26 protein-coding genes are annotated in these 25,381 nt (G+C 70.0%); 14 read left to right on the top strand and 12 right to left on the bottom strand.

What is annotated here, in order from left to right; genetic code table 11:
* Positions 1–22 precede the first annotated feature (22 nt).
* From AB8619_RS19315 to AB8619_RS19300, 4 genes are read right to left on the bottom strand one after another with little or no spacing between them, the layout of a single operon-like run.
* Complete coding sequence (locus tag AB8619_RS19315) at positions 23–841, bottom strand: heme ABC transporter ATP-binding protein (RefSeq protein WP_436794258.1); 819 nt, start codon at positions 839–841, stop codon at positions 23–25.
* Positions 841–1,941: a FecCD family ABC transporter permease gene (locus AB8619_RS19310; protein WP_436794257.1), complete on the bottom strand. Its 1,101-nt coding sequence runs from the start codon at positions 1,939–1,941 to the stop codon at positions 841–843. Before AB8619_RS19310 ends, AB8619_RS19315 begins: the two co-directional genes overlap by 1 nt.
* Positions 1,938–2,891, bottom strand: coding sequence for a heme/hemin ABC transporter substrate-binding protein (locus AB8619_RS19305; protein WP_436794256.1), 954 nt, complete (start codon positions 2,889–2,891; stop codon positions 1,938–1,940). Before AB8619_RS19305 ends, AB8619_RS19310 begins: the two co-directional genes overlap by 4 nt.
* Complete coding sequence (locus AB8619_RS19300; RefSeq protein ID WP_436794255.1) at positions 2,888–4,135, bottom strand: hypothetical protein; 1,248 nt, start codon at positions 4,133–4,135, stop codon at positions 2,888–2,890. Before AB8619_RS19300 ends, AB8619_RS19305 begins: the two co-directional genes overlap by 4 nt.
* A 147-nt stretch (positions 4,136–4,282) precedes the next feature.
* Between AB8619_RS19300 and AB8619_RS19295 the strand changes: the two genes are divergently transcribed.
* Together AB8619_RS19295 and AB8619_RS19290 are read left to right on the top strand one after the other, a co-directional pair.
* A complete protein-coding gene (locus AB8619_RS19295) occupies positions 4,283–4,963 on the top strand; it encodes a heme oxygenase (biliverdin-producing) (protein ID WP_436794254.1) in 681 nt (226 codons plus the stop codon).
* A complete protein-coding gene (locus tag AB8619_RS19290; RefSeq protein ID WP_436794253.1) occupies positions 4,956–5,246 on the top strand; it encodes a DUF2470 domain-containing protein in 291 nt (96 codons plus the stop codon). Before AB8619_RS19295 ends, AB8619_RS19290 begins: the two co-directional genes overlap by 8 nt.
* Here the strand turns inward: AB8619_RS19290 and AB8619_RS19285 are convergent.
* On the bottom strand, positions 5,133–7,208 hold the full coding sequence (locus tag AB8619_RS19285; RefSeq protein ID WP_436794252.1) for a hypothetical protein: 2,076 nt from the start codon (positions 7,206–7,208) through the stop codon (positions 5,133–5,135). The genes AB8619_RS19290 and AB8619_RS19285 overlap by 114 nt on opposite strands.
* Positions 7,209–7,246: 38 nt before the next feature.
* Here AB8619_RS19285 and AB8619_RS19280 point away from each other — a divergent pair, with 38 nt between their 5' ends.
* Positions 7,247–7,705, top strand: a complete 459-nt coding sequence (locus AB8619_RS19280) for an SRPBCC family protein (RefSeq protein ID WP_436794251.1) — start codon at positions 7,247–7,249, stop codon at positions 7,703–7,705.
* A 3-nt stretch (positions 7,706–7,708) separates the two neighbouring features.
* On the opposite strand, the gene AB8619_RS19275 is transcribed toward AB8619_RS19280, so the two are convergent.
* The 5 genes from AB8619_RS19275 to AB8619_RS19255 all read right to left on the bottom strand — a co-directional run bounded on the left by AB8619_RS19275 (position 7,709) and on the right by AB8619_RS19255 (position 12,556).
* A complete protein-coding gene (locus AB8619_RS19275) occupies positions 7,709–8,176 on the bottom strand; it encodes a DUF3592 domain-containing protein (RefSeq protein WP_436794250.1) in 468 nt (155 codons plus the stop codon).
* A gap of 61 nt (positions 8,177–8,237) precedes the next feature.
* A complete protein-coding gene (locus AB8619_RS19270) occupies positions 8,238–9,371 on the bottom strand; it encodes a fatty acid desaturase family protein (protein ID WP_436794249.1) in 1,134 nt (377 codons plus the stop codon).
* Between the two features lie 9 nt (positions 9,372–9,380).
* Complete coding sequence (locus tag AB8619_RS19265; protein WP_436794248.1) at positions 9,381–10,496, bottom strand: ferredoxin reductase; 1,116 nt, start codon at positions 10,494–10,496, stop codon at positions 9,381–9,383.
* A gap of 40 nt (positions 10,497–10,536) precedes the next feature.
* Positions 10,537–11,703 carry a hypothetical protein gene (locus tag AB8619_RS19260; RefSeq protein WP_436794247.1) on the bottom strand — a complete coding sequence of 389 codons (1,167 nt, stop codon included), beginning with the start codon at positions 11,701–11,703 and terminating at the stop codon, positions 10,537–10,539.
* Between the two features lies 1 nt (position 11,704).
* On the bottom strand, positions 11,705–12,556 hold the full coding sequence (locus AB8619_RS19255; RefSeq protein ID WP_436794246.1) for a glycosyltransferase: 852 nt from the start codon (positions 12,554–12,556) through the stop codon (positions 11,705–11,707).
* A 46-nt stretch (positions 12,557–12,602) separates the two neighbouring features.
* Between AB8619_RS19255 and AB8619_RS19250 the strand changes: the two genes are divergently transcribed.
* From AB8619_RS19250 to AB8619_RS19205, 10 genes are all read left to right on the top strand, one after another.
* The gene (locus AB8619_RS19250) at positions 12,603–13,238 is read left to right on the top strand and encodes a hypothetical protein (protein WP_436794245.1); all 636 of its coding nucleotides are present in this window, start codon (positions 12,603–12,605) and stop codon (positions 13,236–13,238) included.
* Positions 13,235–14,452: a glycosyltransferase family 4 protein gene (locus AB8619_RS19245; protein ID WP_436794244.1), complete on the top strand. Its 1,218-nt coding sequence runs from the start codon at positions 13,235–13,237 to the stop codon at positions 14,450–14,452. Before AB8619_RS19250 ends, AB8619_RS19245 begins: the two co-directional genes overlap by 4 nt.
* Positions 14,449–14,709, top strand: coding sequence for a PqqD family protein (locus tag AB8619_RS19240; protein ID WP_436794243.1), 261 nt, complete (start codon positions 14,449–14,451; stop codon positions 14,707–14,709). Before AB8619_RS19245 ends, AB8619_RS19240 begins: the two co-directional genes overlap by 4 nt.
* A 32-nt stretch (positions 14,710–14,741) precedes the next feature.
* Positions 14,742–15,521, top strand: a complete 780-nt coding sequence (locus tag AB8619_RS19235; RefSeq protein ID WP_436794242.1) for a hypothetical protein — start codon at positions 14,742–14,744, stop codon at positions 15,519–15,521.
* 38 nt (positions 15,522–15,559) lie between these two features.
* Positions 15,560–15,868, top strand: coding sequence for a hypothetical protein (locus AB8619_RS19230; protein ID WP_436794241.1), 309 nt, complete (start codon positions 15,560–15,562; stop codon positions 15,866–15,868).
* Between the two features lie 27 nt (positions 15,869–15,895).
* Entirely contained in the window at positions 15,896–17,023 is a 1,128-nt protein-coding gene (locus tag AB8619_RS19225; RefSeq protein ID WP_436794240.1) for a glycosyltransferase, read from the top strand.
* A complete protein-coding gene (locus AB8619_RS19220; protein ID WP_436794239.1) occupies positions 17,020–18,123 on the top strand; it encodes a nucleotidyltransferase family protein in 1,104 nt (367 codons plus the stop codon). Before AB8619_RS19225 ends, AB8619_RS19220 begins: the two co-directional genes overlap by 4 nt.
* Positions 18,123–19,316, top strand: a complete 1,194-nt coding sequence (locus AB8619_RS19215) for a methyltransferase domain-containing protein (RefSeq protein ID WP_436794238.1) — start codon at positions 18,123–18,125, stop codon at positions 19,314–19,316. The genes AB8619_RS19220 and AB8619_RS19215 overlap by 1 nt, the downstream gene beginning before the upstream one ends.
* Before the next feature lie 188 nt (positions 19,317–19,504).
* Positions 19,505–20,005 (top strand): TetR family transcriptional regulator, encoded by a 501-nt coding sequence (locus AB8619_RS19210; RefSeq protein ID WP_436794237.1) that lies wholly within the window; start codon positions 19,505–19,507, stop codon positions 20,003–20,005.
* A gap of 63 nt (positions 20,006–20,068) precedes the next feature.
* On the top strand, positions 20,069–20,803 hold the full coding sequence (locus tag AB8619_RS19205; protein WP_436794236.1) for a hypothetical protein: 735 nt from the start codon (positions 20,069–20,071) through the stop codon (positions 20,801–20,803).
* Positions 20,804–20,821: 18 nt separating this feature from the next.
* Here AB8619_RS19205 and AB8619_RS19200 read toward each other — a convergent pair whose 3' ends face one another.
* Positions 20,822–23,836, bottom strand: coding sequence for a BTAD domain-containing putative transcriptional regulator (locus tag AB8619_RS19200; protein WP_436794235.1), 3,015 nt, complete (start codon positions 23,834–23,836; stop codon positions 20,822–20,824).
* Between the two features lie 111 nt (positions 23,837–23,947).
* Between AB8619_RS19200 and AB8619_RS19195 the strand changes: the two genes are divergently transcribed.
* Positions 23,948–24,418, top strand: a complete 471-nt coding sequence (locus AB8619_RS19195) for a hypothetical protein (protein WP_436794234.1) — start codon at positions 23,948–23,950, stop codon at positions 24,416–24,418.
* A gap of 111 nt (positions 24,419–24,529) precedes the next feature.
* Here the strand turns inward: AB8619_RS19195 and AB8619_RS19190 are convergent, their stop codons facing one another.
* The gene (locus AB8619_RS19190; RefSeq protein WP_436794233.1) at positions 24,530–25,339 is read right to left on the bottom strand and encodes a helix-turn-helix domain-containing protein; all 810 of its coding nucleotides are present in this window, start codon (positions 25,337–25,339) and stop codon (positions 24,530–24,532) included.
* Between the last annotated feature and the right edge of the window lie 42 nt (positions 25,340–25,381).

Raw genomic sequence — 25,381 nt, 5'->3', positions numbered from 1 at the left:
ATGTTCCTTTCGGGGAGGCGCCTCAGCGCCGGGGGAGGACCAAGGGGGATCCGGTCGTGGGGTGGGGGACGACGTCGACCGGATGGCGATAGACGTCGGAGAGCAGATCGGGCCGGAGCACGTCGATCGGTGGCCCGGACGCGGCGACGCCGCCGCCGGCGAGGACGACGACGCGGTCGGCGTGTGCGGCGGCGAGCCCGAGGTCGTGGAGGACGACGACAGCGCCCGCGCCGTCGGCGACGCGCTCGCGGACGGCCCGGAGCGTGAGCTCCTCGTGATGGATGTCGAGCGCCGCCGTGGGTTCGTCGAGCAGGAGCAGTTGCGTGTCCTGCGCGAGGACGCGGGCGAGCGCGACCCGAGCACTCTCGCCACCGGACAACGACAGGACCGACCGCGCCGCCAGATGGTCGACCTCGACCGCGGCCATGCAGGCGTCGACCCGCTCCGCGTCGAACGCGGCGAGAGCGGTGCGGTGCCAGGGGGAGCGGCCCATGCGCACGACCTCGGTGGCGGTGAACGGGAAGCCGACCACAGGGCGCTGTGGCAACACCGCGCGGAGTCGGGCGACGACCTCGTGCGGCCAGTCGTCGGCAGGACGGCCGAGCAACTCGACGCGACCGGACGCAGGAGCGAGGTCGCCCGTGAGCACGTCGAGCAGCGTCGACTTCCCGGCGCCGTTCGGACCGACCAGCGCCACGAGTTCACCCGCCCGCACGTCGACGTCGACTCCATCGAGCACGACCCGCTCGCCACGACGCACGCCGACCCCATCAGCGCGGAGCAGCACCTCGCCGACGGGCCGCGGAGCGGGGACGGTGGTGTCCAGGCGGCCGATCAGCATCACGCCCAACCGCCCTGGGTCGCTCGAGTGCGGCGCAGCTGCCAGAAGAAGAACGGACTCCCGACCAGTGACGTCAGCACCCCGAGCGGGATCTCGGCCGGCGCCACCATCGTCCGCGCGGCCAGATCGGACACGACGAGGACGGTCGCCCCACCGAGCGCCGACGCGGGGAGCAGGATGCGGTGTGCCGGCCCCGCCACCATCCGCACGAGGTGCGGGATCACGAGACCGACGAAGAGCACGATCCCCGACACCGCCACGGCCGACGCGGTGAGCACGGCAGTCAGCGCGAGCATGGCGAGGCGGAACCGCTCGACGCGGACCCCGAGGTGGCGCGCCGACCGTTCGCCCAGCGCCAGGAGGTCGAGCTTGCGGGATGCAGCCGTTGCGGCGGCGATGCCGACGACCGCGAGCGGGAGGACGGCGACCACCTTGGGCCACGTCGCCTGTGCGATCGAGCCCAGCGTCCAGAAGGTGATCGACCGGAGCTCCTCGTCGTCGGAGAAGTAGGTGAGCAGACCGATGACCGCGCCGAGCAGTGCGTTGAGCGCCACGCCGGTGAGCACCAGCGTCACGACCTCGGTCCGGCCGTCGGCACGGGCCGACGCATAGACGGCGAGCACGCTGACCAGTCCTCCGAGGAACGCGCCGGCCGGAAGGCTCCACGAGCCGAGCGGGGCGAGACCGGTGACGATCTGGAACACCGCACCGAGCACCGCACCCGACGAGACCCCGATGATGCCGGGCTCGGCCAACGGGTTGGCGAACGTGCCCTGCATGGTGGCGCCGGCGCATCCCAGTGAGGCGCCGACGATCACGCCGAGCACGACACGCGGGAACCGGATCTCCCACAACACGTCGTCGACCAACGGGTCCGCCACACGGTCGGCCAGTCCGAGATGATGGGCCACGGTTCGCACGACGTCGGCGGCCGCGACCTCGAACGCGCCGAAGGCGGCGCCGGCGACACAAGCCACCACGAGCGAGACCGCGAGGCCTGCCAGGAGCACCGGACCGCGGATCGAGCGGTGCGCCGCGACACCGTCATCGGAGGGCGCGACCGGAACCTCCTGCGTCACGCGCACCTCGGTCGCCGTCACGGGTACAACTGCTCGATGATGTCGGCGAGCGCCTCGGGCGTGCGGCTCCCGAAGCTGAACAGGAGGCCGTCCTCCACCGCCACGACTCGGCGGTTCTTCCCCGCAGGCGTCTGGGCGACCCCGGGAATCGACAGCAGGCCGTCCGCACCGCCGACCGACTCGAGACCGGTCGTCGTGAGCAACAGGACGTCGGGCGCGGCCTTCACCATCGCCTCACTGGTGATCGGCGTGAAGGCATCGGAGAGACCCATGGCGGTGCCGGCGTCGATCCCGCCGGCCTGCTCGATCATCGAGTCGGTCCCGGCACCCGGGCCACCGAGCAGGTACACGCTGGCCGTTCCGCGCAGGTAGAGGAACGCGACGGTCGGCGGGTCGACGTCGGCGGGGATCGCCGCCCGGACGTCGGCCAGGCGCGCCTTCGTGTCGGCGATGACGTCTGCGCCGGCGCCGGGCACGCCGAGCACGGTGGCGATGGTGTCGATGCGTCCCTCGATGTCGCCGACCGACTCGGGGCGGTCGAGGACGACGACGGGCACGCCGACGTTGCGGAGATGGTCGAGCGCTTCGGGAGGACCCGTGTCCTCGTCGGCGATCACGAGGGTCGGACGCAGCGACAACACCGACTCGGCCGACACGTCGTGTCCGCGGGTCACGAGCGGCAGGTCGCCCGCCTCGGCGAAGGTCGCCGACACATCCCGCCCGACGACGTTGGCGCCGAGGCCGAGGTCGAAGACGACCTCGGCGATGTTGCCCGACAGGGGCACGATGCGGTCGACGTCGGTGATCTCGACGTCGCGACCGTCGGCGGATCGCACCGTGACCGGGAGTGCCACCCTCGTCGTGTCCGGTGCGGCATCGGCCGGGGACGGAACGGATGCACCCCCGGTACCGCACGCGGCGATCGCGAGTGCGGCGAGGGCGACGAGTCCGGCGAGGCGAGGCGCCCTCACGTGACGCTCCGCTTCCGCACGAACCAGGCACCACCGACGCCGATCACCACGAGACCGATCGCCAGTGCGACCAGGACGCCGCTCGCTCCCCCGTCGTCGACGCTCGCGTCGTCCGCTCCGGCGAGGTCCACCGGTCCGGCGGCCGGTTCGGTCGGTTCGGTCTGTTCGGCCTCCGTCGTCGACGGGGACTCCGACGCGAACACGACGGGCACGAAGAGGTCGCTCGTCCGGTCGTCCGTAGCGGTGTCGTCGCGACGAACGGTGATGGCACACGGGTCGACACGACAATCGGTCGTGTCGTCGATCGCAGCCGAGAGCTCGAGTTCGACGCGGAACGACCCGTCGTCCGCGAACGGCTTCGCGAGGCCCTCGCCATAGTCGGGCGGCGTGGACGACAACCACGCCGACGCCGCTCCCCCGGTCGTGCACGGCCCGGGGACGGCGTTGGCTTCCGGCACCCGACACAACGCGACGTAGACGCCGACATCGGGAGCGAAGCCCGCGCCGTCCACGATGACGGTCGCACCGGCCGGGTCGAGGCCCTCGACCTCGTCGACGGTCATGGCCCGGGTCCCGTCGTCGACGCGGTGGCCGTCGGCGGAGAGCGCTGCATCGGGAGCGAACGCCGTGGGCGGCAGCGTCGTCGTCGTCGGTGCGGTCGACGGGGTCGGTTCCGGCGGCGAGGCCATCGTCGTCGGGACGGACGGGTCGGCGAAGGTCACCGGGATCAGCAGGTCCTGCGAGCGGTCGGACCCGCGGGTGTGGTCGTTGCGGGTCACGATCGCGCACCGCACCTGGCGACAGTCGAGGTCGGCGTTGATCGCCGGGCTGACCTCGATGGTCACCGAGAACGCGCCTCCCGGTTCGTAGGGCTGCGACACACCGGTGGCGTACGACGGCGGGTCGGACGAGATCCACGCGGAGGCGCCGCTGGTGTTCTCACGATCGACGCCACCACCACACGGGCTCGGGGTCGTCCCCTCCGGGGGGATCACGCACAACGAGACGTACACGCCCCTCGCCTCGTCGTATCCCGACCCGTCGACCCGAAGTGTCTGACCGCTCGAGGCGAGGCCGTCGGCCTGGCTGACGGTGAGCGTCTTGCCCGCACCCGAGACCGAACGACCGTCGGCACTCCGGGTCGTCGCCGGTGCACCGCCGCCGGCGGCCGCCGGCGGAGCCCCCGCGACGGCGACCAGCGCGCACAGGACGACGGTGGCGACGACGGATCGGAGCGAGCACATGTTCGGGACGTTCACTGGCAGACCGATCTACTCATGCCACCTACACTTTGATATTAGGGTGGCGCGCCACTCTACGATAAGCATGCTTTACATCATCCGTCCAACCCGGTGCGCCGAATCCGGGTCCCCTGTCCTGAGAGTGAGCCCATGTCCACCGACACCTCCCTGCCCGACACGCCTGTGCCCGACGACCCGACGACCTCGTTCTCGATCCAGATCCGCGAGGCGACGGCGACCGCTCACCGAACGGCCGAACGGTCCGCCTATCTGGCGGCGCTGGTCGGCGGGTCGCTCCCTCTCCGCGACTACGGCCGTCTGATCGCCCAGCACCACGCGGTGTACGAGGCCCTCGAAGGCGGCAACGACGCGATGCGGGCCGATCCGGCGGCCGGCCCGTTCGTGGACGACGCTGTCGTCCGGCTGCCCGCACTCGAGCGCGACCTCGTCGCCGTCCTCGGTACGTCGTGGCCGGAAGCGGCCGAGGTCGCGCTCGTCCCCGCGACCGTCGAGTACTGCGACCGTCTGCGCGAGGTCCGTTCCGCCTGGCCCGGCGGGTGGGTGGCACACCAGTACGTCCGCTACCTGGGCGACCTCTCCGGCGGGCTCTTCATCCGGCGAGCGATCGAGACGAACTACAGCATCGACGAGACGAGCGGTACGGCGTTCTACGACTTCCCGAAGGTCCCGGACCCTGCGGCGTGGAAGGACGCCTACCGAGCCCGTCTGGACGATGCGCCCTGGGACGCGGCCGAACGTGCGCGGATCATCGACGAGATCCTCGCCGCCTACGACTGGAACACCCGACTGCTGGAGGAGCTCGGTGGCTGACGACTTCCTCACCGACGACGTCGTGCGGGCCGTTGCCCATCACATGAACACCGATCACGCCGACGACAACGCGATCATCTGCCGTGGTGTCGGTGGCCAGCCCGATGTCCTCCGAGCCGAGATGACGGGTCTCGACCTCGCCGCGATCGAGTTCCGGGCCGAGACGGACTCAGGACCTGTCGACCTCCGGATCGACTTCGCCGAGCGCCTCGTCGACCGCGCCCAGATCCGAGCCGAGGTCGCCCGGATGTTCCACGAGTCGGTCGCCCTCCTCGACAGCTGACCGCCGGCGGCGGATCCGGCGGACCAGCGCCACGACCAGGGCCGTGGCCACGAGCGCGGCCAGCGAGCGCAGCGCGCCGGCAATCGTCGCCCCGTCGGTCGTCGAGATCGTCGCGTCGGCGAGGCGTTCGGCCTCGTCCACGTCCCCGGCATCGAACGCGGCGAGGGCGGCATCGCGATCGGCACCCGCACTCGAGCCGATCAGTCCGATCACCTCGAGTGGTCCGGCGTCGTCGACCGCGGCGTCGGCCTCGAGGACCTTCGGCGCCACCGCGTCGACGGCCGCCGTCAACTCGAGGGCGTCGTCGAGGTCCGACGCCGACTCGTAGGCGTCCTCGAGCGCAGACGGAATGTCGATCGCGCTCGGCGCGAGAACGTCATCGAGGGCCGCTCGGGCCTCGAGTGCCGCCTGGGCGTCGTCGAACGAGTCGGCGGCACGGGTGAAGTCCCACGATCCCATGCGCCGGCGCACCTCCAGCGGCGGCGACCACCCGTCCCCAGCCTCCTCGAGCGCCGTGTAGCGCTCGAGCGCCGCCGCCCGTTCGACGACCTCCGCTCGGTCGTCGTCGGTCAGGACGTGATCATCGAAGAGCCCAGCCAGTTCCTCGGACCCGACGACGTGTTCGGCCACGTCGTACAAGTACCGCCAGTCCGAGACCCCGAAGGACTCCTCGGGGTCGGGATCCCCGAGGTACGCGAGGAGGTCGGCGTCGGCGTGCATCACCAGCGACTTCAGACCATCGGCACCGATCTCCTCGAAGATCGCCTGCATCACCGCGTACGACGTGCTGTAGCCGTAGTTCTCGATCGCCTCGGCATCGTCATCGGCACCGGGGTTCTCCCAGTCGTTGAGCGGTTGTGCCCCCGGAGCGTCGGGGTCGATGGGCTCGACCTCGTGGGGCTCCTCACCGAACGACCGCACGATGTCGTTGGACACCACGTCGGCGAGTCCTTCGTTGATCCAACGGTCGCTGAACAGGTCGCCGTTGAACCACAGGTGCGAGAGCTCGTGCAGCATCACCTGGAGGTCGAGCTCGTCGCCGATCTCGATCCGGTTCTCCAGCGGCAGGTACCAACCGGCGTAGCCGTAGAGGTACGGCGTCGCCGTCTCGGCGATGGTGATCTCCCGCTGGCCGGCCAGGTCGATGCCCGTGCGCGCCGCGAGCACGGGGACCCCGCGGTCGACGGCATCGACGGCGAAGTCGGCCCACTCCTCGTCGCCCGGCCAGGCGTGGATCTCGAAGTCGTCGTCGTCGACCGACGTCGGTCGTTTGACCAGTGCGGCGTCGTCGCGCGCCGACGCCGCGAAGAACGACTCGGTCTCGTCGAGGTCCTCGAAGCGGTGGATGGCCCGACCGCCGTCCACCGAGGTCTGGTGGGCCACGAACTGCGTGAAGTCGACCTCGAAGCGCTCGGGCACGTCGACGATGACGTCGATCTGACCGGACCCACCGGTCCCGACCACGTACCAGGACGCGAACGCGTCGTTGATCCGCGTCGCGAACTCCGACCGGCTCCTCTGCGCAGGGATGTCGTAGCGGACGACGATGTGCTGCGGGCTGCCGTACACCAGGTTCGGCGAGAGGTCGACGACCACGAACTCGACGTCGCCGCCGTCGGCCTGCTCGACCGATGTCGTGAGTGCACGCCCGTCGCGCGTCGCTCCGGCAGCCGCCACCGGCCCGATCGCCGCCACGCCGAACGAGTCGAAGTAGGGCGTCTCGATGTAGTTGCCCCGTCGTCGCGACGGCGCCGTGTTGGTGAGGGTCGCCTCGACCGTCACCCGCACCACTGCGGCTTCGGGTTCGAGTCGATAGGTCGTGACCGCGTCGACGACGAGCGAGTCGACCTGCGCCGGCACGCTCACCGACGTCGGCGGCGCTGGTGCGGCCGGCGACGCTGCTGCCGGAGCCACCGCCATCATCGCGACGACGGCCAGCACGATCACGAGGTTCCGCCTCATGGAATCGATTGTGGCAGCTGCCTGCCTAGGCTCCGCTCATGTCGCATGTCTCGGTCAGCCGGCGCATCAACGCCGATCCCCACACGGTCTGGGCCCTCGTCAGCGACGTGGGGCGCATGGGCGAGTGGTCGCCCGAGACCACACGCGGCGTCTGGCTGAAGGGCGCGACGGATCCAGCCATCGGCGCGCGTTTCAAGGGCGAGAACGAGTTGGGCAAGAAGTCGTGGACCACGGCGTGCACCGTCGTCGAGGCCGAGCCCGGGCGATCCTTCTGCTTCCGCGTCGCGTCCGGTCCGCTGGGAGTCGCCCTCTGGGAGTACCGGATCGAGCCCGACGGTGACGGTTGCATCGTCGAGGAGCACTGGACCGACGAGCGCAGCTGGCTGGTCAAGCGGGCCGGCAAGGTCGTGAGCGGCGTCGACCACGACGCCGAGTGGACGCGGGCGGGGATGGAGCAGACGCTCGCCGGCCTCGCCGCCGTCGCCGAAGCCCTCTGACACTCAGCCGAGGGCCGACTCGGATGCCTCGGTGATCATCGCCACACCGATCGCGATCACGCCGACGAAGACGGGACACAGCACGACCCAGGCCACGATCCGCGCCACCGACCTGCCGGGACTGGAGAGGTTGGCTTTCGCCGGTCGGGAAGGGCGGTATCGGATCTGCACGACGTCGCCCACGTCACCACGCCGCGGGCTCGACGACGACGTGTCCTGACACTCGTAGCGGGTGTCGTCGACCGTGTACTCGGCGACGCGTGCCAACGAGGTGCCGGTGCCGTCGGAATCGGTGACCGCCGCGTAGCCGATCACCGTCCCGGTGGTTCGCCCGGTCTGTCGGAGCACCGCGACGATCCACAGGACCATGCCGAGGAGGCCGGCGACACCGACGACGGCCATGCCCCAACCGAACGTCTCCATGGAGACGCCGTCCTGCGTGGTCTGGGCAAGGAGGTGTGCGATCACCATGACCGGAGTGCACCACGACAACGGCGGCCGTGCATGAGCAACCGTTGCTCAGATCTACGCGTCAGCTCCCGGGCAGGGCCAGCTTCCAGATCTTCTTCCACGTCGAGCCGAGCTGGGCCGTGAAGCGACGAGCGTTGTACGGCAGCCCGTAGCGGTTGCAGATCTCCTCGACCTCGGGAGCGATCTCCTGGTACCGGTTGGCCGGCAGGTCGGGGAAGAGGTGGTGCTCGATCTGGTGGCTGAGGTTGCCCGACAGGACGTGGAACAACTTGTTCCCGCGGATGTTCGCGGAGCCGAGGAGTTGACGGAAGTACCAGTGTCCCTTGCTCTCGTCGGCGCATTCCTCCATCGAGAACTCGTGGGTCCCCTCGGGGAAGTGGCCACAGAAGATGATCGAGAACGACCACAGGTTGCGCATCAGGTTGGCGGTCGCGTTGGCCGCCAACGTGCTGAGGAACAGCGGTCCGGTCAGCAACGGCCAGAGGACGTAGTCCTTGCCGTCGAGCTTGGCCGACTTCTTCAGACCGTCGCGCAGGATCGGCCACTGCTGGGCGAACGACTTCTTGCCGGAGAGGATGTTCTCGGTCTCGACGTCGTGGAGCATCACGCCGTGGTCGAAGGCGAGCATCAGGGCCGTGGCCTTGACCGGGTTGAACACGTCGTACCAACGCCACGGCTTGCCCTCGCTCATGCGGAGGATCCCGTAGCCGATGTCTCGGTCCAGGCCGACGACGTTCGTGAAGGTGTGGTGGAGGTAGTTGTGACTGTGCTTCCACTGGTCGCCGGGGCACACCGTGTCCCAGTCGAACTCGCTCGAGCTCAGCGCAGGGTCTTGGGTCCAGTCGTACTGGCCGTGCATGACGTTGTGGCCGATCTCCATGTTGTCGAGGATCTTGGCGATGCCGAGGGCACCCGCGCCGTAGACCCAGAAGGGCGGGAGGAACCCCAGGAAGAGGGACGCCCGGCCGCTGACGGCGAGCCCGCGCTGGATCTTGATGATGCGGCGCATGTAGTCGACGTCGGCCTGGCCTCGGTCGGCGATGATGCGATCGCGGATGGCGTCGAGCTCGGCCCCGAAGGCGTCGAGCTGATCGTCGGTCAGGCCGTGACGGATGGCGGTGGTGCGCTCGATGGCGGCAGCAGCGGGGGCTGTCGCCGTGGCCTCCAGGACGGGGCGGGGAAGAGTTGCAGTCATGTTCGTCTCCTACAGGTCGATCTCGACGTCGCCGACGGGCACGCTCACGCACACCCGGATCTCGACGGCCGAGTCCTTGGATTGCGGTCCAGTGGTCAGTTCGCCGGTGACGGCGTCGCGGACGGTGCCGCAGGTCAGGGAGCGAGTGCAGGTGTGGCAGATGCCCATCCGACAGCCGGAGTTCGGGGTGAGGCCCGCGGCCTCGGCCTGCTCGAGGATCGAGCTGCCGTCGCTCTCGACGACGACATCGCTGACGCCGAAACGCACCGACCCACCGACAGCGTCGGCCTCGCCGACGAACATCGGGAGCGTGAACGCCTCCTGGTGGAAGCGGCCCGCCGCATCGGCTTCGTCGTAGTGGCGACGGACGCTGTCCATCAACGGTGCAGGCCCGCACACGAAGACGTCGGCGTCGCGCCACTGTGGATCGGCAGCGTCGAGGTGTGACTCGTCGAGGAAGCCGGTGAGGTGCCCGGCGGCGGGTTCCTGGTCGAAGGCCGTGACGACGGTGACGTTGTCGTGGGCGAGTTCGATCGCGGCGACGTCGTCGCGGAACAGCATCGCAGCCGGCGTCGTGGCGTAGTGCAGGAAGGTGATCGGGCCGGCGTGGCGCTCGGCGCACAGCGTCTGCAGCATCGACATCACGGGGGTGATCCCGCTGCCGCCGCTGATGAGCAGCACCCGTTCGGGCCGCGTGTCGGGGAGGTGGAACTCGCCGGCGGCCGGGGTGAGCCCCACGACCATGCCTTCGGTGGCGTGCGCCAGGAGGTACTGGCTTACCAGTCCTTCGGGGTGGGCCTTGATGCCGAGTCGGAACGAGCGGGTGTCGGTGGCCGACGAACTCATCGAGTAGCAGCGGGTGTGGCGCACGCCGTCGATCTCGACGCTCAGCTGGGTGTACTGACCGGCCCGGAACCCGGTCCAGTTGCCGTTGGGTTCGATCGTGAGGATCGTGCTGCCGGCGGCGGAGCGATCGACGGCGGTGACCCGCCCGCGGACCTCGGTCGACGACCAGGTGGGGACGAGTTGTTCGAGGTACCGGTCGACGCCGTGGGGCGCGGCGAAGGAGTCGATCACGCGGACGGCCCGACGGAGCGTCCGGCGGGTGGCGCTTTCAGTGAACATATGTGTACTGAAACATTTCAGTGCACATATGTCAACTCATTCAGGGTGTGACGTCGGCCTCACTGCGTTGGAGGACGTCCAGGAACGACGACGCCACGACGGCGGGCGAGAACTTCTGCAACACCTGTGCACTGAACTCGCGAGCACGGGAGACGGCCCGGGCGTGGTCGCCGTAGACCCCTCGCAACAGCTCGGCGGCATGGTGGATGTCGGGCTCGAGCCAACGCTGGTCGGGTGAGTACGAGGCGAAGGCGTGGTGCTCGACGGGCACGAGGGCCCCGCGGACGAGCGACGACACCTCCGGGTCGAGGAAGTCGGCCAACCCACCCCAGCCGGACGCCACGACGGGGTTGCCGTAGGCGGCGGCGTCGAACGCTCCGATCCCCCACCCCTCGCCTCGGGGGAGGCTGAGGTAGCAGTCGCCGCGGGTGTGGAGGCCGGCGATCTGGGCGTCCGTCCACGTGCCCACCTCGAGACGGACGTGTGCGGGGTTGACGTACTGGCTGACGATGTGGGCGATCTGCCAACCCGTGGTCCAGGCCATCGGGTTCGTCGTGCCCCACTCGTCGACCGGCGGCATCTCGATCCTCGGGCCCGACTTCACGACGAGCACGACCGGGTCGTCCCCGTCGAACGCCTCGAGGAACGCCCGCACGGTGTGGAACATCGCCTTGCGTTGGTCCCAGCGACCGATCGAGTAGACGACGAACTCGTCGTCGTCGATGCCCAGCGAGGCGCCACCGTCGCCGGGAACGGGGTCGCACGCGACGTGAGGGACCACGTCGATGGGGATGGTGACGCCGCCTTCGGCGAAGACGTCGCGGTTCCACGCGGTCGGGACCACCACCCGGTCGGCGAGGTTGATCAGGTCCGGCCAGTGGGCCGGGATCCGGTCGGTCTCCCAGACCGTGTGGGCCACGAAGGGCCCCATGCCGTCGACCACCTCACGCACGAGCGGGTAGTACTCCGGGACCAGGTGCACGACCGTGGGCCGACCGACGGGCGCCACCTCGGTCGGGACCGTGTCGCGAGAGAACGGCACCAACGCCGGTGCCGCACCGCCGCGGGTGTTCGACCAGCCCCGGTACTCGACCCGGGTGCCCGCTCCACGCAGGGCGTTGACCAGTCGATCGGCAGCGTCGCCGTAGCCGGTCGGGGCGTCCTCGGCCACGTAGCGCAGACGTGCGAGCGGTTCGTCGGCAGCCATCTCAGAACAACCCGTGGTCGGGGAGGAACGGGGCAGCGGCCAGCGCGTAAGTCGTCGAACGGCTGCGGACCCAGTCCTCGTCGATCTCGCGGGCGTGGACCTCGCGGACGAAGTCGACCCGCCGCTCCTCCCACCAGAGGTGTGCGGCGAGGTGGATCGACACGATGCCGTCGAGGCGGTCTTCGCAGTCGACCAGCAGCCGTCGGAGGCCTCCGGGCGTGGGCGGGAAGTGATGGAACGTGCGCTCGGGCTCGACACGGACCTGGTCCGGGCGCGCCTGCGCCAGGTCGTCGGCCAGGAGACAACTGTGGGCGGACCACGACCCGTCGAAGGCCGCCTCGATCTGGGCGCGCCACTCGCGGACGAATGCCGAGCCGGGTCGCGCCATGATCAGCGCGTTGGACACCGAGGTCCGTTCGACGCCGGTCCGCTGGTCGACGACGTCCTTCTCGCGACCGATCACGCAGTCCTCGTCCCAGAGCGACGCCGGCGGCGTGTGGACGAACAGCGTGTCGATGTCGGCGTACATGCCCCCGTGCTCGGCCAGCACGTCGAGTCGGATCACGTCGGCTTCGTGGGCGTAGGAGTACCGGGCGACCACGGCGTCGTCGTAGGCGTGGGCGGCGATCGCCGGCCGCTCGATCCGGTGCAGCGTGACCAGTCGACGGGCAAGATCCCAGTAGAAGCCGTAGGGCAGGTGGTGACAGTGGAGATGGATCTCGACCGGTTCGACCACGGCGGCGCAGGATGCGATCGCCAGATAGTGGACGAGGTGGAACGGTTCGTCCTGCTCACGCAGGCCGAACACGAAGTGCACGATGCGCGGGATCTGGGCGGAGGTCTGGGCGGCCACGGGCCGACGATCCTGCCATCCGCGCAACCCGGGTAGGTTCCGCTCGATGCGGCCGGTCGCGATCGTGGCGTACATCTCGACGATGACCACGCGACGAGACGTCCGTGCGCAGACCATCGAGAGCCTGTTGAGCACCGACTGGACGACCCCGCCCGTCGCCGTCATCGACCAGGGCCGCTTCGCCGTCGGAGGATCGAACTCGACCGACAACGCCCGAGAGGTGCTCGAACGAGCCTCCGCCGCCGACGGGTGGGACCTCCTCCTGTTCCTGGAGGACGACGTCGACTTCAACCAGCACCTGCTCCACAACCTCGAGAACTGGCCACCGATCGTCGACCTCGAGCCCGGCGACCACTTCTGCGCGTCGCTCTACGACCCCGACATCGGCTCGCTCGACCCGACGCAGGACGGCGAGACGTATCGCATCGTCGACCCGCTGCTCACGTACGGCAGTCAGGCGATCCTCCTGTCACGACCGACGCTCGACTGGATCCTCGACAACTTCCGGGCCCACATCGGGCTGAGCGACATCCGCATCTTCCACCTCGCGGCCCGCAAGACGCCGATCTTCTATCACCGTCCGTCGCTGGTGCAGCACCGCGCCGTACCGAGCATGTGGGGCGGGGTGGCCCACCAGGCCAAGAACTACGACCCCACCTTCCGCGCCGTAGAGATCCCGTGACCACGAGCTTCACGCTCGTCGCCCCGATCGCCCCGTCGGTGACCGGCAACGGTCTCGCCATGCGCGCCGGGATGTTGCTCGAGTGCCTCGCCTCCATCGGACCCGTCGATCTGGCGGTCGTCCCGGTCTCGGGACCGTCCGAGCTGTCGCCATGGGCCCGGCAACTGGCGCGACAGGTCGTCGTGGCCGAGCCGCCGACCGACGTCGCCTCGTCCCGGATCCACACGTCGGCGCAACTGGGCGACGCCCTCCTCCGCGATCGACTCACCCGCACGCAGCCACTCCCCGACCGCGTCCGCCGAGTCCCACCCACCCTCGCCGATGATGTCGCGGCTCACCTCGCGGATGCGCCCGACCGGATCGTCGTCGCCATGCGCGAGTACCTGGCACCGATGGGCCTCCGCCTCGCTGCGGCCCTGCGGGCTCGACGGGTCGTGATCGACCTCGACGACGACGCCGAGACCGTGCTGCGCCAGCTCGGGGACGACGCCGAGGCCGATGCCTACGGGCGCCTGGCCCGCGTCTGGTTCGGCGACGCCGATGCACTCACCGCGGCATCGGACGCCGAGGCCCACGCCATGACCGAGCGCTACGGCATGGAAGTGGACGCGCTCCCGAACGCGGCACGCCTGCCGACGACGACCGCCGAACGGCCCCGGAAGAACCGGCTCCTCCTGGTGGGCAACCTCACGTACGAACCGAACGTCGACGCCGCGCTCCGACTGGTCGACGACGTCCTGCCGCTGGTGCGCTCGGAGCACCCGACGGCCACGGTGACGCTCGTCGGCGCGGTCGACGACCGGCTCGACCGTCTGCGCGGCCGCCCCGGTGTCGAGATCACCGGCCAGGTGCCCGACGTCGCTCCGTTCTACGACGACGCCGACCTCGTCGTCGTCCCGCTCCGGGCGGGAGCGGGGACACGGATCAAGGTGCTCGAGGCGATGGCCCACCACCGGCCCGTCGTCGCGACCCCGATCGCCGTCGCCGGGCTCGGGCTCCGCGACGGCGTCGACGTGGTCGTCGCCGAAGGGCCAGATGCCATGGCACGTGCCGTCGCATCGCTGTTCGACGACCCGGCGCGGTGGTCTGAGGTCGCCGACGCGGCCTTCGCTACCGTGACCCGCGACCACACCGTCGAGAGCGTGGCGCCGATCCTGCGGCGCATCGTGCTCGGCGCCGATGACCACCCATCCCCGAGGAGCCACCAGGCGTGAGTGACCGACATCCCGAGCTCGCCGACGGGCTCGACGTGCACCAGGTCGACGACGGCATGGTCGTCTACGACCTCAACACCGACCGCGTGCACTACCTGAACCCGACCGCTTCGGTCGTCCTCGGCCTCTGCGACGGCACCCGCTCCGAAGCAGACCTCGCCGGTCTGGTCCAGGACGCCTGGTCGCTCGACGCTCCTCCGACGGCCGAGGTGCAGGCGTGCATCGAACAGCTCCGCGGCGAAGGAGTGCTCCGATAGCCGGGTTCGAGGTCCAGCTGCTCTGGCACCGCGTGACGCTCGCCGGCGACGAGTCGACGATCGACCGCCTCCGAGCGCTCGTCCCCGACGTCGACCATCCGGTCGAGCCCGTGGCTGCGATGGACTACCGGCTCGAGGCAGTGGACACCGGCTACGCAGTGATCGAGGAGGGCGACCGGCTCACGCTGGCGCCCGACGTCGAGACCGCCGTCGATGCCGTCTACATCCGGATGTACCGACGCGCCTTCGAGTTCGCCTCGTTGTCCGGGTGGATCCGGGTCCACGCCGTCACCGCCGACGTCGAGGGCCGCAGGTTCCTCCTGGTCGGACCGTCCGGCGTCGGCAAGACCACGCTCGCGCTCGCACTCTGCGCATCCGGCGGCCGCGTCCAGGGCGACGAGAGCGTGCTCGTCCGCGACGGCGCCAGCCTCGCCGTGCCGCGCGGATTCCACGTCAAGCGCGGTGCAGACGGGATGGTGCCGCAGTTCGCCGACGAGATCGCCCGGTCGCTCGAGATCGGTGAGGTGTCGGTCGTCGATCCCCACCTCGTCTCCGACGACTGGGGCCTCCGGATCGCGCCGGTGGACGAGATCGTGGTGCTCGCCGACGCCGGCGACGACACGGTCGACGTCCGCGAGTGCGCCCGCCAGGAGGTCCTCCAACCCCTGATCCGCGAGTCGTTCGTGCTGACCGAGTCGAAGGCCGACCTCGTCGCCGCGCTCGCATCCGTGACCTCAGGAGCCCGATGCCGGACGATCACCCGTGGGCCCCTCGAGCAGATGCTTGCTGCGCTCGTCGACGAACCGGGGTAACGTTCCGTCGGGTATCGGATCGATGAAGGTGGACCCTGATGAGTGAAGACTTCGACGCGGCGCTGGAACCGGTGGGTGAAGAGCGGCGTTCGTTCCTCAAGAAGATGGCGATGGGCGGTGTCTTCGTCGTCCCGACGGTGGCCTCGTTCACGATGACGGGCATCGACGCGGTCTACGCGCAGACGCCGTCGAGCAGTGGGAACGGCGACGACACGGGTGTCGCCGACGACTCGATCGACAACACCACGACGACCGAGCCGGACGAGACCACCACGACGACCGAGCCCGACACCACGACGACCACCCAGCCGAACCAGACGTCGACCACGCTGCAGACCAACCAGTGAGCCCGGGGCCCTGAGGCCCTCGCTCGCATGCTGGTCTCGGCCGCGCTCATCGTCCGTGACGAGGCCCACACCCTCGACGGCTGTCTCGCGTCGCTGAGAGGTCTCGTCGACGAGATCGTCGTCGTCGACACCGGATCGGTCGACGACACCGTCGCGATCGCCCAGCGCCACGGCGCGCGCATCGGCCACGAGCCGTGGCGCGACGACTTCGCCCACGCTCGCAACGTCGCCCTCGATCTCGCTCGCGGCGAGTGGGTGCTCTACATCGACGCCGACGAACGGATCCGCAGCGGCGACCACGATGCGGCACGTGCCGCGCTGGCCGACGACCACGACCGCCTCGCCGCCCTGGTGCGGTTCGTGCCGCGGGTCGGTTGGACGCCGTATCGCGAGTACCGGCTGTGGCGGAACCGGCCCGACATCCGCTTCACCGGAGCGATGCACGAGACCATCGTCCCTGCGGTGAGCGCGGTGGCCGCCGCCGAGGCGCTCCGTGTCGAACCGTTCGACCTGGTGACGATCGACCACCTCGGGTACGAGGGCGACCAACGCGCCAAGCACCGCCGCGACGAACCGATGCTGCTGGCCGAGATCGAACGCCTCCCCCATCGTTCGTACCTCTACGACCACCTCGCCCGGGTGTACGAGGGCCAGGGGCGCAGCGACCTCGCCGTCGAGACCTGGCAGCGCGGCATCGCGATGACCGCCGAGCGCGGCACCGCGGAACCGGACGACTTCCTGCTGCACGTGAACCTGGCGTTCCATCTGCTCGCGCACCGCGACGCACACGACGAGCTCGGCGATGTCCTCGCCGCCGCGCTCGATCGCTTCGACCGCACCCCGAGCCTGGAGTTGGCCGCTGCCCGACACGAGTTCGCGATCGGCGAGCCGGCCGCGGCGCTCGATCGAGTGCGGTGGATCCTGGCGCTGACCCCGGACGAGGTCATCGGCTCCGGCAACTCGTACGACGCCCGGATCTTCGGCGAGTGGGCCCACGACCTCCGCGGTCTGTGTCACTTCGCGCTCGGCGACATGTCGGCCGCTGCCGAGGCGTTCGCCGCAGCCGAAGCGCTCGCACCCGCCGTCGCGGTCTACGGCATGCGGCGACGTCTGGCCGAGGCCAGGTCCGCCGCCGAAACGTCCTCTTCGCCATGACGACGGCCGCTGCCCGCGAACTCGCCGACATCCTCGCCGGACGCTCCGGGCACATCGGCGACCCGGCGGTCGGGTGGCCGGCGCTGCTCGAGGTCGCCGCCCAGCACCAACTGCTGTCCGGGCTCTGGTCGGCGCTCCATCGACAGGGCGTCCCTGCCCTCCCGCCCGCCCTGGCGGCGGCGAAGCGCTCGCCGCTGGCGATCGTGTCGGCTCGTCATGCCCGCAACGCGGAACGGATCGCCGACCTCGGCGCCCAACTCGACCGGATCCTCGACGTGCTCGAGGTCGCCGGCATCGACGCCATTCCGTTCAAGGGAGCGCACTGGCTCGCAGCCGGCCTGCTCCCCGACCCTGCGGCGCGCGAGATGGTCGACGTCGACGTGTTGGTTCCGTCGTCGCTGGCCGACGCCGCTGCGGAGGCACTGGCTCGGATCGGGTATCGGGCCGAGGACGCTCCGGCCGACGCCGAACCGACCGATCACCAACTCCGCCCGATGTCGGCTCCCGACCGCTTCGGATCGGTCGAGGTGCACGTCGAACCGCTCGTGGAGTTCCGGCGCAGCCTGCTCCAGGCCGACGAACTCCGCGACCGCGCCCGCGTCCAGATCGTCGACGGGATGAGCCGCCGGGTACCCGACCCGACCATCGCGATGGTCCTGCTGCTCGGTCACGCCCAACTCCAGGAGGACGGCGGCCGACTGCTCGAGCTCCCGCTGCGCGCCCTCCACGACCTCCATGAACTCGGACCGGCCTTCCGCGCCGAGGTCGACTGGGACGAGGTCGTCGAACGGTTCCGGCGCGTCGGGCTCGGCGGGCGGATCGCCTTGGCCGGGTTCGCCGTCGCCGCACACGAGTACTTCGAGATCGACCTCCCCGTCCCGACCACCGGAGGTCGGTCGTGGCTCCGCGCCACCGAGGAGGCCATGGACCGACCTGCGCTGGCTGCGACCTATCGCGAGGCGGCGTATCTGCCGCGAGCGCTCCGCGCCGAACGGATGGAACGCCTGCACGGTGCCGGACGCGGTGCGCCGTTGTGGCGTGCGAGGCTGGCCCACGTCGCGACCGGAGTCGGTCGTCGGCTGCGTCGCGGAGGTCGCTGATGTCGTTCCCGTACCACGATCGGGCCTGGTTCGAGGCGGCTGGAGTCCTGCTCGCCCGTCTGCGCGACGACGACACCGTCCTCGCTCCCGACCGGTTCTGGTGGGCGCTCCCGGTTCCGGTGCAGCGGTGGGTCAGCGCCAACTTCACGGCCGACGCGCGCTTCGACTGGGCGGTGATCCACAAGGGCGAGCTGGCGTGGGTCCCCCGACGGTTCCTCGAGCGGCTCCAGCGCGAGATGACACCGGCGTTCGCCAACGACGTGTTCGTGATCCTGGGTCCCGCCGATCGGGGGCTCACGCTGGTGACCCCGGACGAGAACCACCTGCGGTCGTTCACCATGACGGTCGACGGTCTCTCCGAGGACCCCATCCCCGACAACCCCTACGAAGCGGACCGTGCGATCGGCGCGGCGCCGTCGATCGAGGCGTTCGGTGCCGCGACTCCGACGCATCTGCGTGCGATGCAGGAGCAGTTCTTCGACGACGGCGGCTACGAGTACCCCACGCGACGCGACCAGGCGTACCACCAGGATGTCCGCGAACTGGCGGAGCAGGTGCTCCGTCGGTGGGCCGGACGCGACGTTCTCGACGTCGCCTGCGCGTCGAGCGCCGCCGGCGTCGTCGAGCCGGGCACACGGCTCGTCCGGTTCGACCTGTCCGAGCGGGGGGTGCGGACCGCCGCCGCAGCCGATGCCGACCAGACCGGGATCCAACACGCAGCGATCGACGCCCACGACCTGCCGTTCCCGGACCAGCGGTTCGACGGCGTGATGTTCATCGACGCGATCGAACACGTCCGCGACGCCGGCGCGGTGCTCGCGGAGATCGCACGAGTCCTCCGGCCCGGCGGCGAGGTGTTCCTGACCTACGCCAACCGCAACAGCGTCAACCAGATCGTCAACCAGGCCCTCGGCTATCCGCCCTTCGCCACCAACCACCAACACATCCAGGAATTCACTCCGGACGAGATCGCCGAGACGCTGGTCGGCCTCGGACTCGAGATCGTCGAGACCGGCGGGGTGAGCATGTACCCCTACTGGGGCATTCCCGGCGTCGACGACCTCGTCCGCCACGTCACCGACGACGACGAAGCGGTCGTGGAGATGTTCCGGTTCCTCGGCAAGGCAGCCGGCGATCGCTACGCCTACACCGGGACCGCCCTCGCTCGGAAGGTGCCCCTGCCCCGGCCGTAGGGTGGACGGGATGTCGAGCCGGCGCCCGTCCACGAGCCGCGAGGAGAGCAAGGAGCTCACCCGCCAGGCGCTCCTGCGCGCGGCGCTGAAGCTGTTGAGCCGCAACAGCTACGACTCGATCAGCCTGCCGCGAGGTCACCAAGGAAGCGGGCATCTCGCCCACCGGGTTCTACCGCCACTTCGACGACATGGAGGAGCTCGGGCTCGCGCTCGTCGACGAGTCGTTCGGTTCGCTCCGCGAGATGTTGCGCGAGGCGCGGGCCGACCCGACGCTCATCACCAACGCCATCAACCGGTCGGTCGAGACGGTGGTCCTGGCGACCGACCGGAACAAGCTGCACTTCCGGTTCATCGCCCGGGAGCGCTACGGCGGGGTCAAGCGGATCCGCAAGGCCATCCGCCGCGAGCTCCAGCTCTTCGCCGACGAGTTGTCGATCGACCTGTCCGCCTTCCCGTTCGTGAAGGACTGGAGCGTCGACGACCGGAAGATGCTGGCCTCGCTGATCGCCGAGACGATGGTGCACATGACGGCCGAACTGCTCGAGGCCGATGTCACCGAGCGCGACGAGATCATCGAGCGGGCCCGGCAGCAGATGGTCCTGATCAACCTGGGCGTCCCGACCTGGTCGCAGTTCTCGGCCCACCCCTCGGCGATCGACGAGACCGCACGCGAGGCGCTCGAACCCTGATCGTCGAGTGCTGGCGAGCCGCCGGTTTCGCGCTGGATAACGCGGGCGTGGTCCCGTGCCGACATGCAGCGACCCACCCTCACCTTCCGGTTCTTCCACCTCGTGGCGGCGTTCGCGCTCGTCTTCGTCGCGGCCTGCGGCGGTGACGACTCGAGCGCCGACGACGCGGACGACCGTGAGACGACGACCACCGAAGACGACACCACCGAGACCACTGAGGCGCCGGACACCACGCTGGCCGAGCCGGAGCCCGAGCCGGCCGAGGATGCGGTTCGGGGCGCGGAGGCCGACCCGACGGCCGTCCTGCTGGGCGACAAGGCCATCCTCCTCGACGGATTCTTCGGCGTGCGGATCCCTGACGGCTGGGAGGTCTCGACTGCGGTCGTGCCCGAGCCCAGTGTCTCCCCGGCCGGAGGCGAGACCGAGGTCGACACCGACGCGATCGAGCAGGTCCTCGTGATCGGCCCCGCCGCAGATCCACGTGCGGCGACGTTCGCGCTGCTCCACTACACCCACTCCGACTCGGTGCCTGACCTCGAGCGCTTCACCGACGGCATCAAGGGCGTGCTCGGCGCCGACGGCACCCAGTTCACCGAGGGACAGAGCGCCTCGATCGGGGGTCAGGACGCGATCCTGCACCAACTCCAGACCCCCGACGGCGACAACGGACTGTTCGTCTCCATGCACGCCGGCGACGAGTACTTCTTCATCGTCTCGATCGTCAGCGACGATTCCTACGCCGCCGGCACCGCCGACATGTTGTCATCGGTGAGCGTCGTACCCGCCGCCATCCGGTAGCCCGGACGGCGGGTCGGCTCAGACGTCCAACTGGGCGAGCAGGACCTCGGTCTCGCGCTCGAGTGCGATCCCGGCGTCGAGCATCGTCTCGCGAGCCAGCTTCGCTGCATCTCGAGCCGCCCCTGTCGAGCCGAGTGCCAGGTGGCACCGGATCGACAGGCGGTGCGCTCGTTCCGACAGGGGGTCGAGCCGTTGGGCCCGGGCGGCGATGGCCATCGCCGCCTCGGGCTCGCCGCGCGCCAGGACCAGTTCCCCTTGTCGGGACGCTGCGGCATGGGCGATCGACCGGAGGCGCATCCGCTCGAACACGACCCAGTCCGCCGACACCTCCGGCAACAGGTCGCCGACGGTGAGTTCGGCCACGCGTTCGTAGTTCGTCAACGCTTCACTCGGGATGCCCGCCGACTCGGCGCGGACCGCGGCGACCATGGCGGCATCGACCAGTTCGGTGTCGACGACCACGCCGTCGTGGACGAGGCGGAGCCGGGCGTTGTCGGTCTGGAGGAACCACGGGGGGTCGTCGCCGCGGTCGGGCTGGAGCGCCTGCTGGAGGTGGTGCAGGTTCACCCGCAGGTTGGCCGCTGCCTTCTCGTCCGACAGGTCCGGCCACAGCTCGGCCGCCACCTCGCTCCGGGCCACGTCGCGCCCCAACGCCACGAAGGCCAACAGGTGCCGGACCCGTTCACGTCGACTCCATCCGTCGACCGATCGCCCGTCGGACCGGCGCAGCGCGAGCCCGCCGAGGAGGTCGATGGCCACGTCGAAGGGCGGACGCGAGGGCATCGCCTGGACTCTCGTCGCCGCCGCCTTGGCCAGTCGATTTCCTGCTGGACCGCCCACCGGTGCTCGATCGGCGATCCGTCGCAACCAGGTCCGCAGGTGCGGGAGCGACAGCAACACCTCCGCCGCCTCGGGGACGGCCCCGGCAGCGAGCGCCAGCTCGGCGAGCAGGGGCGGCGGTACGTGGACCCGCAACAGCGTCGACGACTGCCAGGGCAGTTCGGCAGCAGGTGCGGCGTCTCCGGAGCGGAGCGCGGCCAAGGCTGCTCCCGCCTCGACCGCGACCGTCATCGACGGCCCGAAGTCGCACTCGTCGAGGACCTCACCCCCCGGAAGGAGCCCGCGGATGACGGCCAGTGCGTAGAGATACGGCCGCTCGGGCCAGCGCCCCACGGGAACCTCGTCCAACAGACGAGCGAACGTGGTCACCGCGGTGTCCTCGTCGACCGTCACCAACTCGACCAGACCGCCGGCGACCCGAGCGAAGAGCTCGTTGAGTCGAACGGTGCTGCGCGCTGCACGGCGGTTCGTCTCCGAGAGCGCGACCACTTCCTCGTGTGCGCCGGCGGCGACGCCCATCGCGATCACGACGCTGCGCAACGAGGTCGCCGTGGCCAGCGGGATCGACTTCGCTCGTTCCGGCAGTTCGCGGGCGAAGGGCCAGGCGTCCACCGGATCGATCTGTCCCTGCATCCACACCGCCTGCGCGGCGTAGACGTCGCTGATACCGCTGGCGAGGACCTCGTCGAGCGACGCGTTGAGCGCCTCGGGTCGGCCCAGGTCGACGAACCGGATCGCGACGGAGATGGCGCGCTGCTCGGGCTCGAAGCCGTCGAGTCCGCCCATGAGACCGATGGCGACGTGCGGGTCGCCCTCGCGCTGACTCCGACGCGACTCGATGAACGAGCGGATGCCCCGAGCGAGCGGGACGCCGTCGTCTGCGAGCTGGGCGACCCGGGCTGGCAGGTCTGGCCCACCCGGGATGTCGAGATCGGCGATCTGCGTGCAACGCCAGTGCGACAGCAGCTCGATCTCGACCTCGCCCGACCTCCGTGCCTGCTCGGCGGCCTGAGCGAAGACCGCCGCAGCCTGGAGGTCGTCGGTGGCGAAGTGACGCGCCGCCTCGAGATACCTGGCTCCCGGACGTCGGTGCATCGACTCGGGCAGCAGGGCGTACACCCGGTTGATCTCGGGGATGTCGGCGGTGATCGTCGGCCGTCGGGCGATGGCGAGGATCACGTCGGTGAGACCGTCCTCGTCGCCCGCGAGCGCGAACGCCTCGGCCGCACGACCGACGTCGCCCCGAGCGAGGAGCATCGCTCCTCCCACGCGGAGACCGGCGTTCCGTTCCTCGTCGTCGAGTGTCCGGGCCAACGCGTCGACCCACAGGTCGTGGAGTCGGAACGACCCGTCCTCCGACGCCTCGACGAGCGGCACTCCCTCGACCAGTTCCTCGGCCGACAGCTCGCCCCCCAGCGCACGGACCAGGTCGTCGTCGACCTCGCCGAAAGGGACGACCGCGGCGAGCAGTCGCCGCCGATCGTCGGGCAGGGCACGCAGGACCTCGTCCCACACGTAGTCGATCGACGCGCTGCGACCTGCGGCACTGACAAGGGTGGCGAGCGCGGGCCACCGCGGCAGCTCGCCGACGAGCTCCCGCGGGATCGACCGGAGTTCGGCCATGTCCACGAGTTCGTCGTCGGTGAACGACAGGTCCGCCTCGGTCACGACCACCGCCTCGTCCTGACTCAGCAGCCGGGCGATCGGCAGCGCGGGGACCTGACGGCCGCTGACCACCAGGTGTCCGTTGGACGGCAACCGGTCGAGCAATTGCCGCAGGACGTCGCACGCCTCCTCGGCGTCGACGAGACGGTGGACGTCGTCGATGACCACGGCGACCGAGGCCGGGGCCAGCGCCCACACCGCATCGGCGACGCGGTCGACGGTGATCACGCCCTCGGTGATCCCCAATGCCGCTCCCAACCCTGCGAGCAGCAACGCCGGGTCGCGGTCCGTGTCCGCCACGCGGAGCAGCGCATCCACACCGTGTTGTTCGATCCGGTTCTCCCGGACGACCTGCGACAGCAAGGTCGACTTGCCGAACCCGGCGCCGGCCTCGATCACCGTCAGACGACGCTCGAAGCGACCGCGCAGGAGACCGACGAGACGACCGCGCAGGAGCGTGGTCGCCGCGAGTCGAGTGGGCTCGTGGCGGGAGGACGATGCGCCGCCGACGCGCGAGAGATCCGCCATCGTCGGAGAACCTAGATGGCGTGCGACCCGGCCCGGTCACCGGCCGTTACGGCGTGGTTAGCGACCGGCAGCGATGGTGGGACTCGACGACGCTGGACTGGGAGACACGACATGGCTGACCTCGCCGATCGCACGCGAGCTGTACTCGAGGGTGACCTCCGACCGGGAGAGAGCATCCTCGCCGCGACCCAGGCTCAACTCGACGGCGGCACGATGCGCCTGGCCTCGCGGATCGGTGGCGGAGTCGCCGGCGGCGCCCTCGGCGCCGCCATCGCCGCGTCGGTGGACAGCGCCGACGACCTCGAACAGCGCCTGACCAATGGCCTGGTGCTCGCCGTGACCGAACAGCGTGTCGTCCTCCTCGACGTGACCGCCGTGGCGGCTCGACCCAAGAGCGTGGTCCTGAGCCTCGAGCGGGACCGAGTCACCGCCGTCGTCGCGGGCGACAAGCGCGTGATGCTCGTGAAGCTCCCGACCATCGCCCTGACCTTGGACGGGGACGACGAACAGGTCCTCCGCTTCGAGGTGCCGAAGACCTCCCGTCGCGATGCCACGAGCGTGGTCGACGCACTGGGTGGCTGATCAGGACGACCGTCGTTTCGGGCTGGTTATCGCCCTCACCCGATGATGCATCCACGGCGTCAGCCCCAACAGTTCCGGCGGGAACCCCTGATCGGTCGGCGGAACCGCTGATCAGGACGACGTGGCCACCGGTCGAGCCCTCACGAGGGCCCGGTCGGTGGCGTCGTCGGCAGGGAAGAACAACTCGACCGCCAACTCGTCGAGCGTGACGTCGCGCGGCGTTCCGAACGTGGTGAGCGTCGTGAACATCGAGAGCTCGATGCCGTCGCTCGTGATCGTGAACGGGACCAGCAGCGGCGGTTCGTCCCAGTAGCCGGGCGCCGGCGGCGGATCGAGCGCCGCGACGTTGGGGTAGGCACGCACCTCCTCCTCGATCGCCTCGAGACCGGGGTCGCCGGTGAGCTGGATCGTCCGCCGCATCTGACGCAACAGGTAGGTCGCCCAGTCGACGAAGTTCGTGGTGCGCGACGCCAGACCGTCGGGGTGGAGGCAAAGGCGGAACACGTTCATCGTCGGTTGGAGGAGGTCGATGGGCACACCCTCGGTGAACGCAAAGGCCGCCTGGTTGGCCAGCAGCACGTTCCACGAACGGTCGATCACGACACCGGGGTATGGATCGTGGGCGTCGAGCATCCGCTGGAGCGACACCCGCACCCGCGCCATGGCGTCGTCGTCGAGTGGCGTCTGCGAGAACCGAGGCGCGTGACCGGCGGCGAGGAGCATCGTGTTCCGCTCGCGCAGCGGGACGTCGAGGTGCTCTGCCAGCGCGAGGACGAGCTCGGGGCTGGGGCGCGAACGTCCGGTCTCGACGAAGCTCAGATGTCGAGCCGACACTCCGACATCGAGCGAGAGATCGAGTTGGCTGCGGTTGCGACGGTGCCGCCACTCGCGCAAGAGGTCACCGACGGCAGGTCTGGCCATGGCTGCACGGTAACGACGGTGTCGGCGTGCGGCGATTACCGA

Source organism: Actinospongiicola halichondriae, from assembly GCF_049103745.1.
GTDB classification, from domain to species: domain Bacteria; phylum Actinomycetota; class Acidimicrobiia; order Acidimicrobiales; family Salinilacustritrichaceae; genus Salinilacustrithrix; species Salinilacustrithrix halichondriae.
Note: the sequence above shows the minus strand (reverse complement) of the source record. Positions and strands in the feature narration are given on the sequence as shown.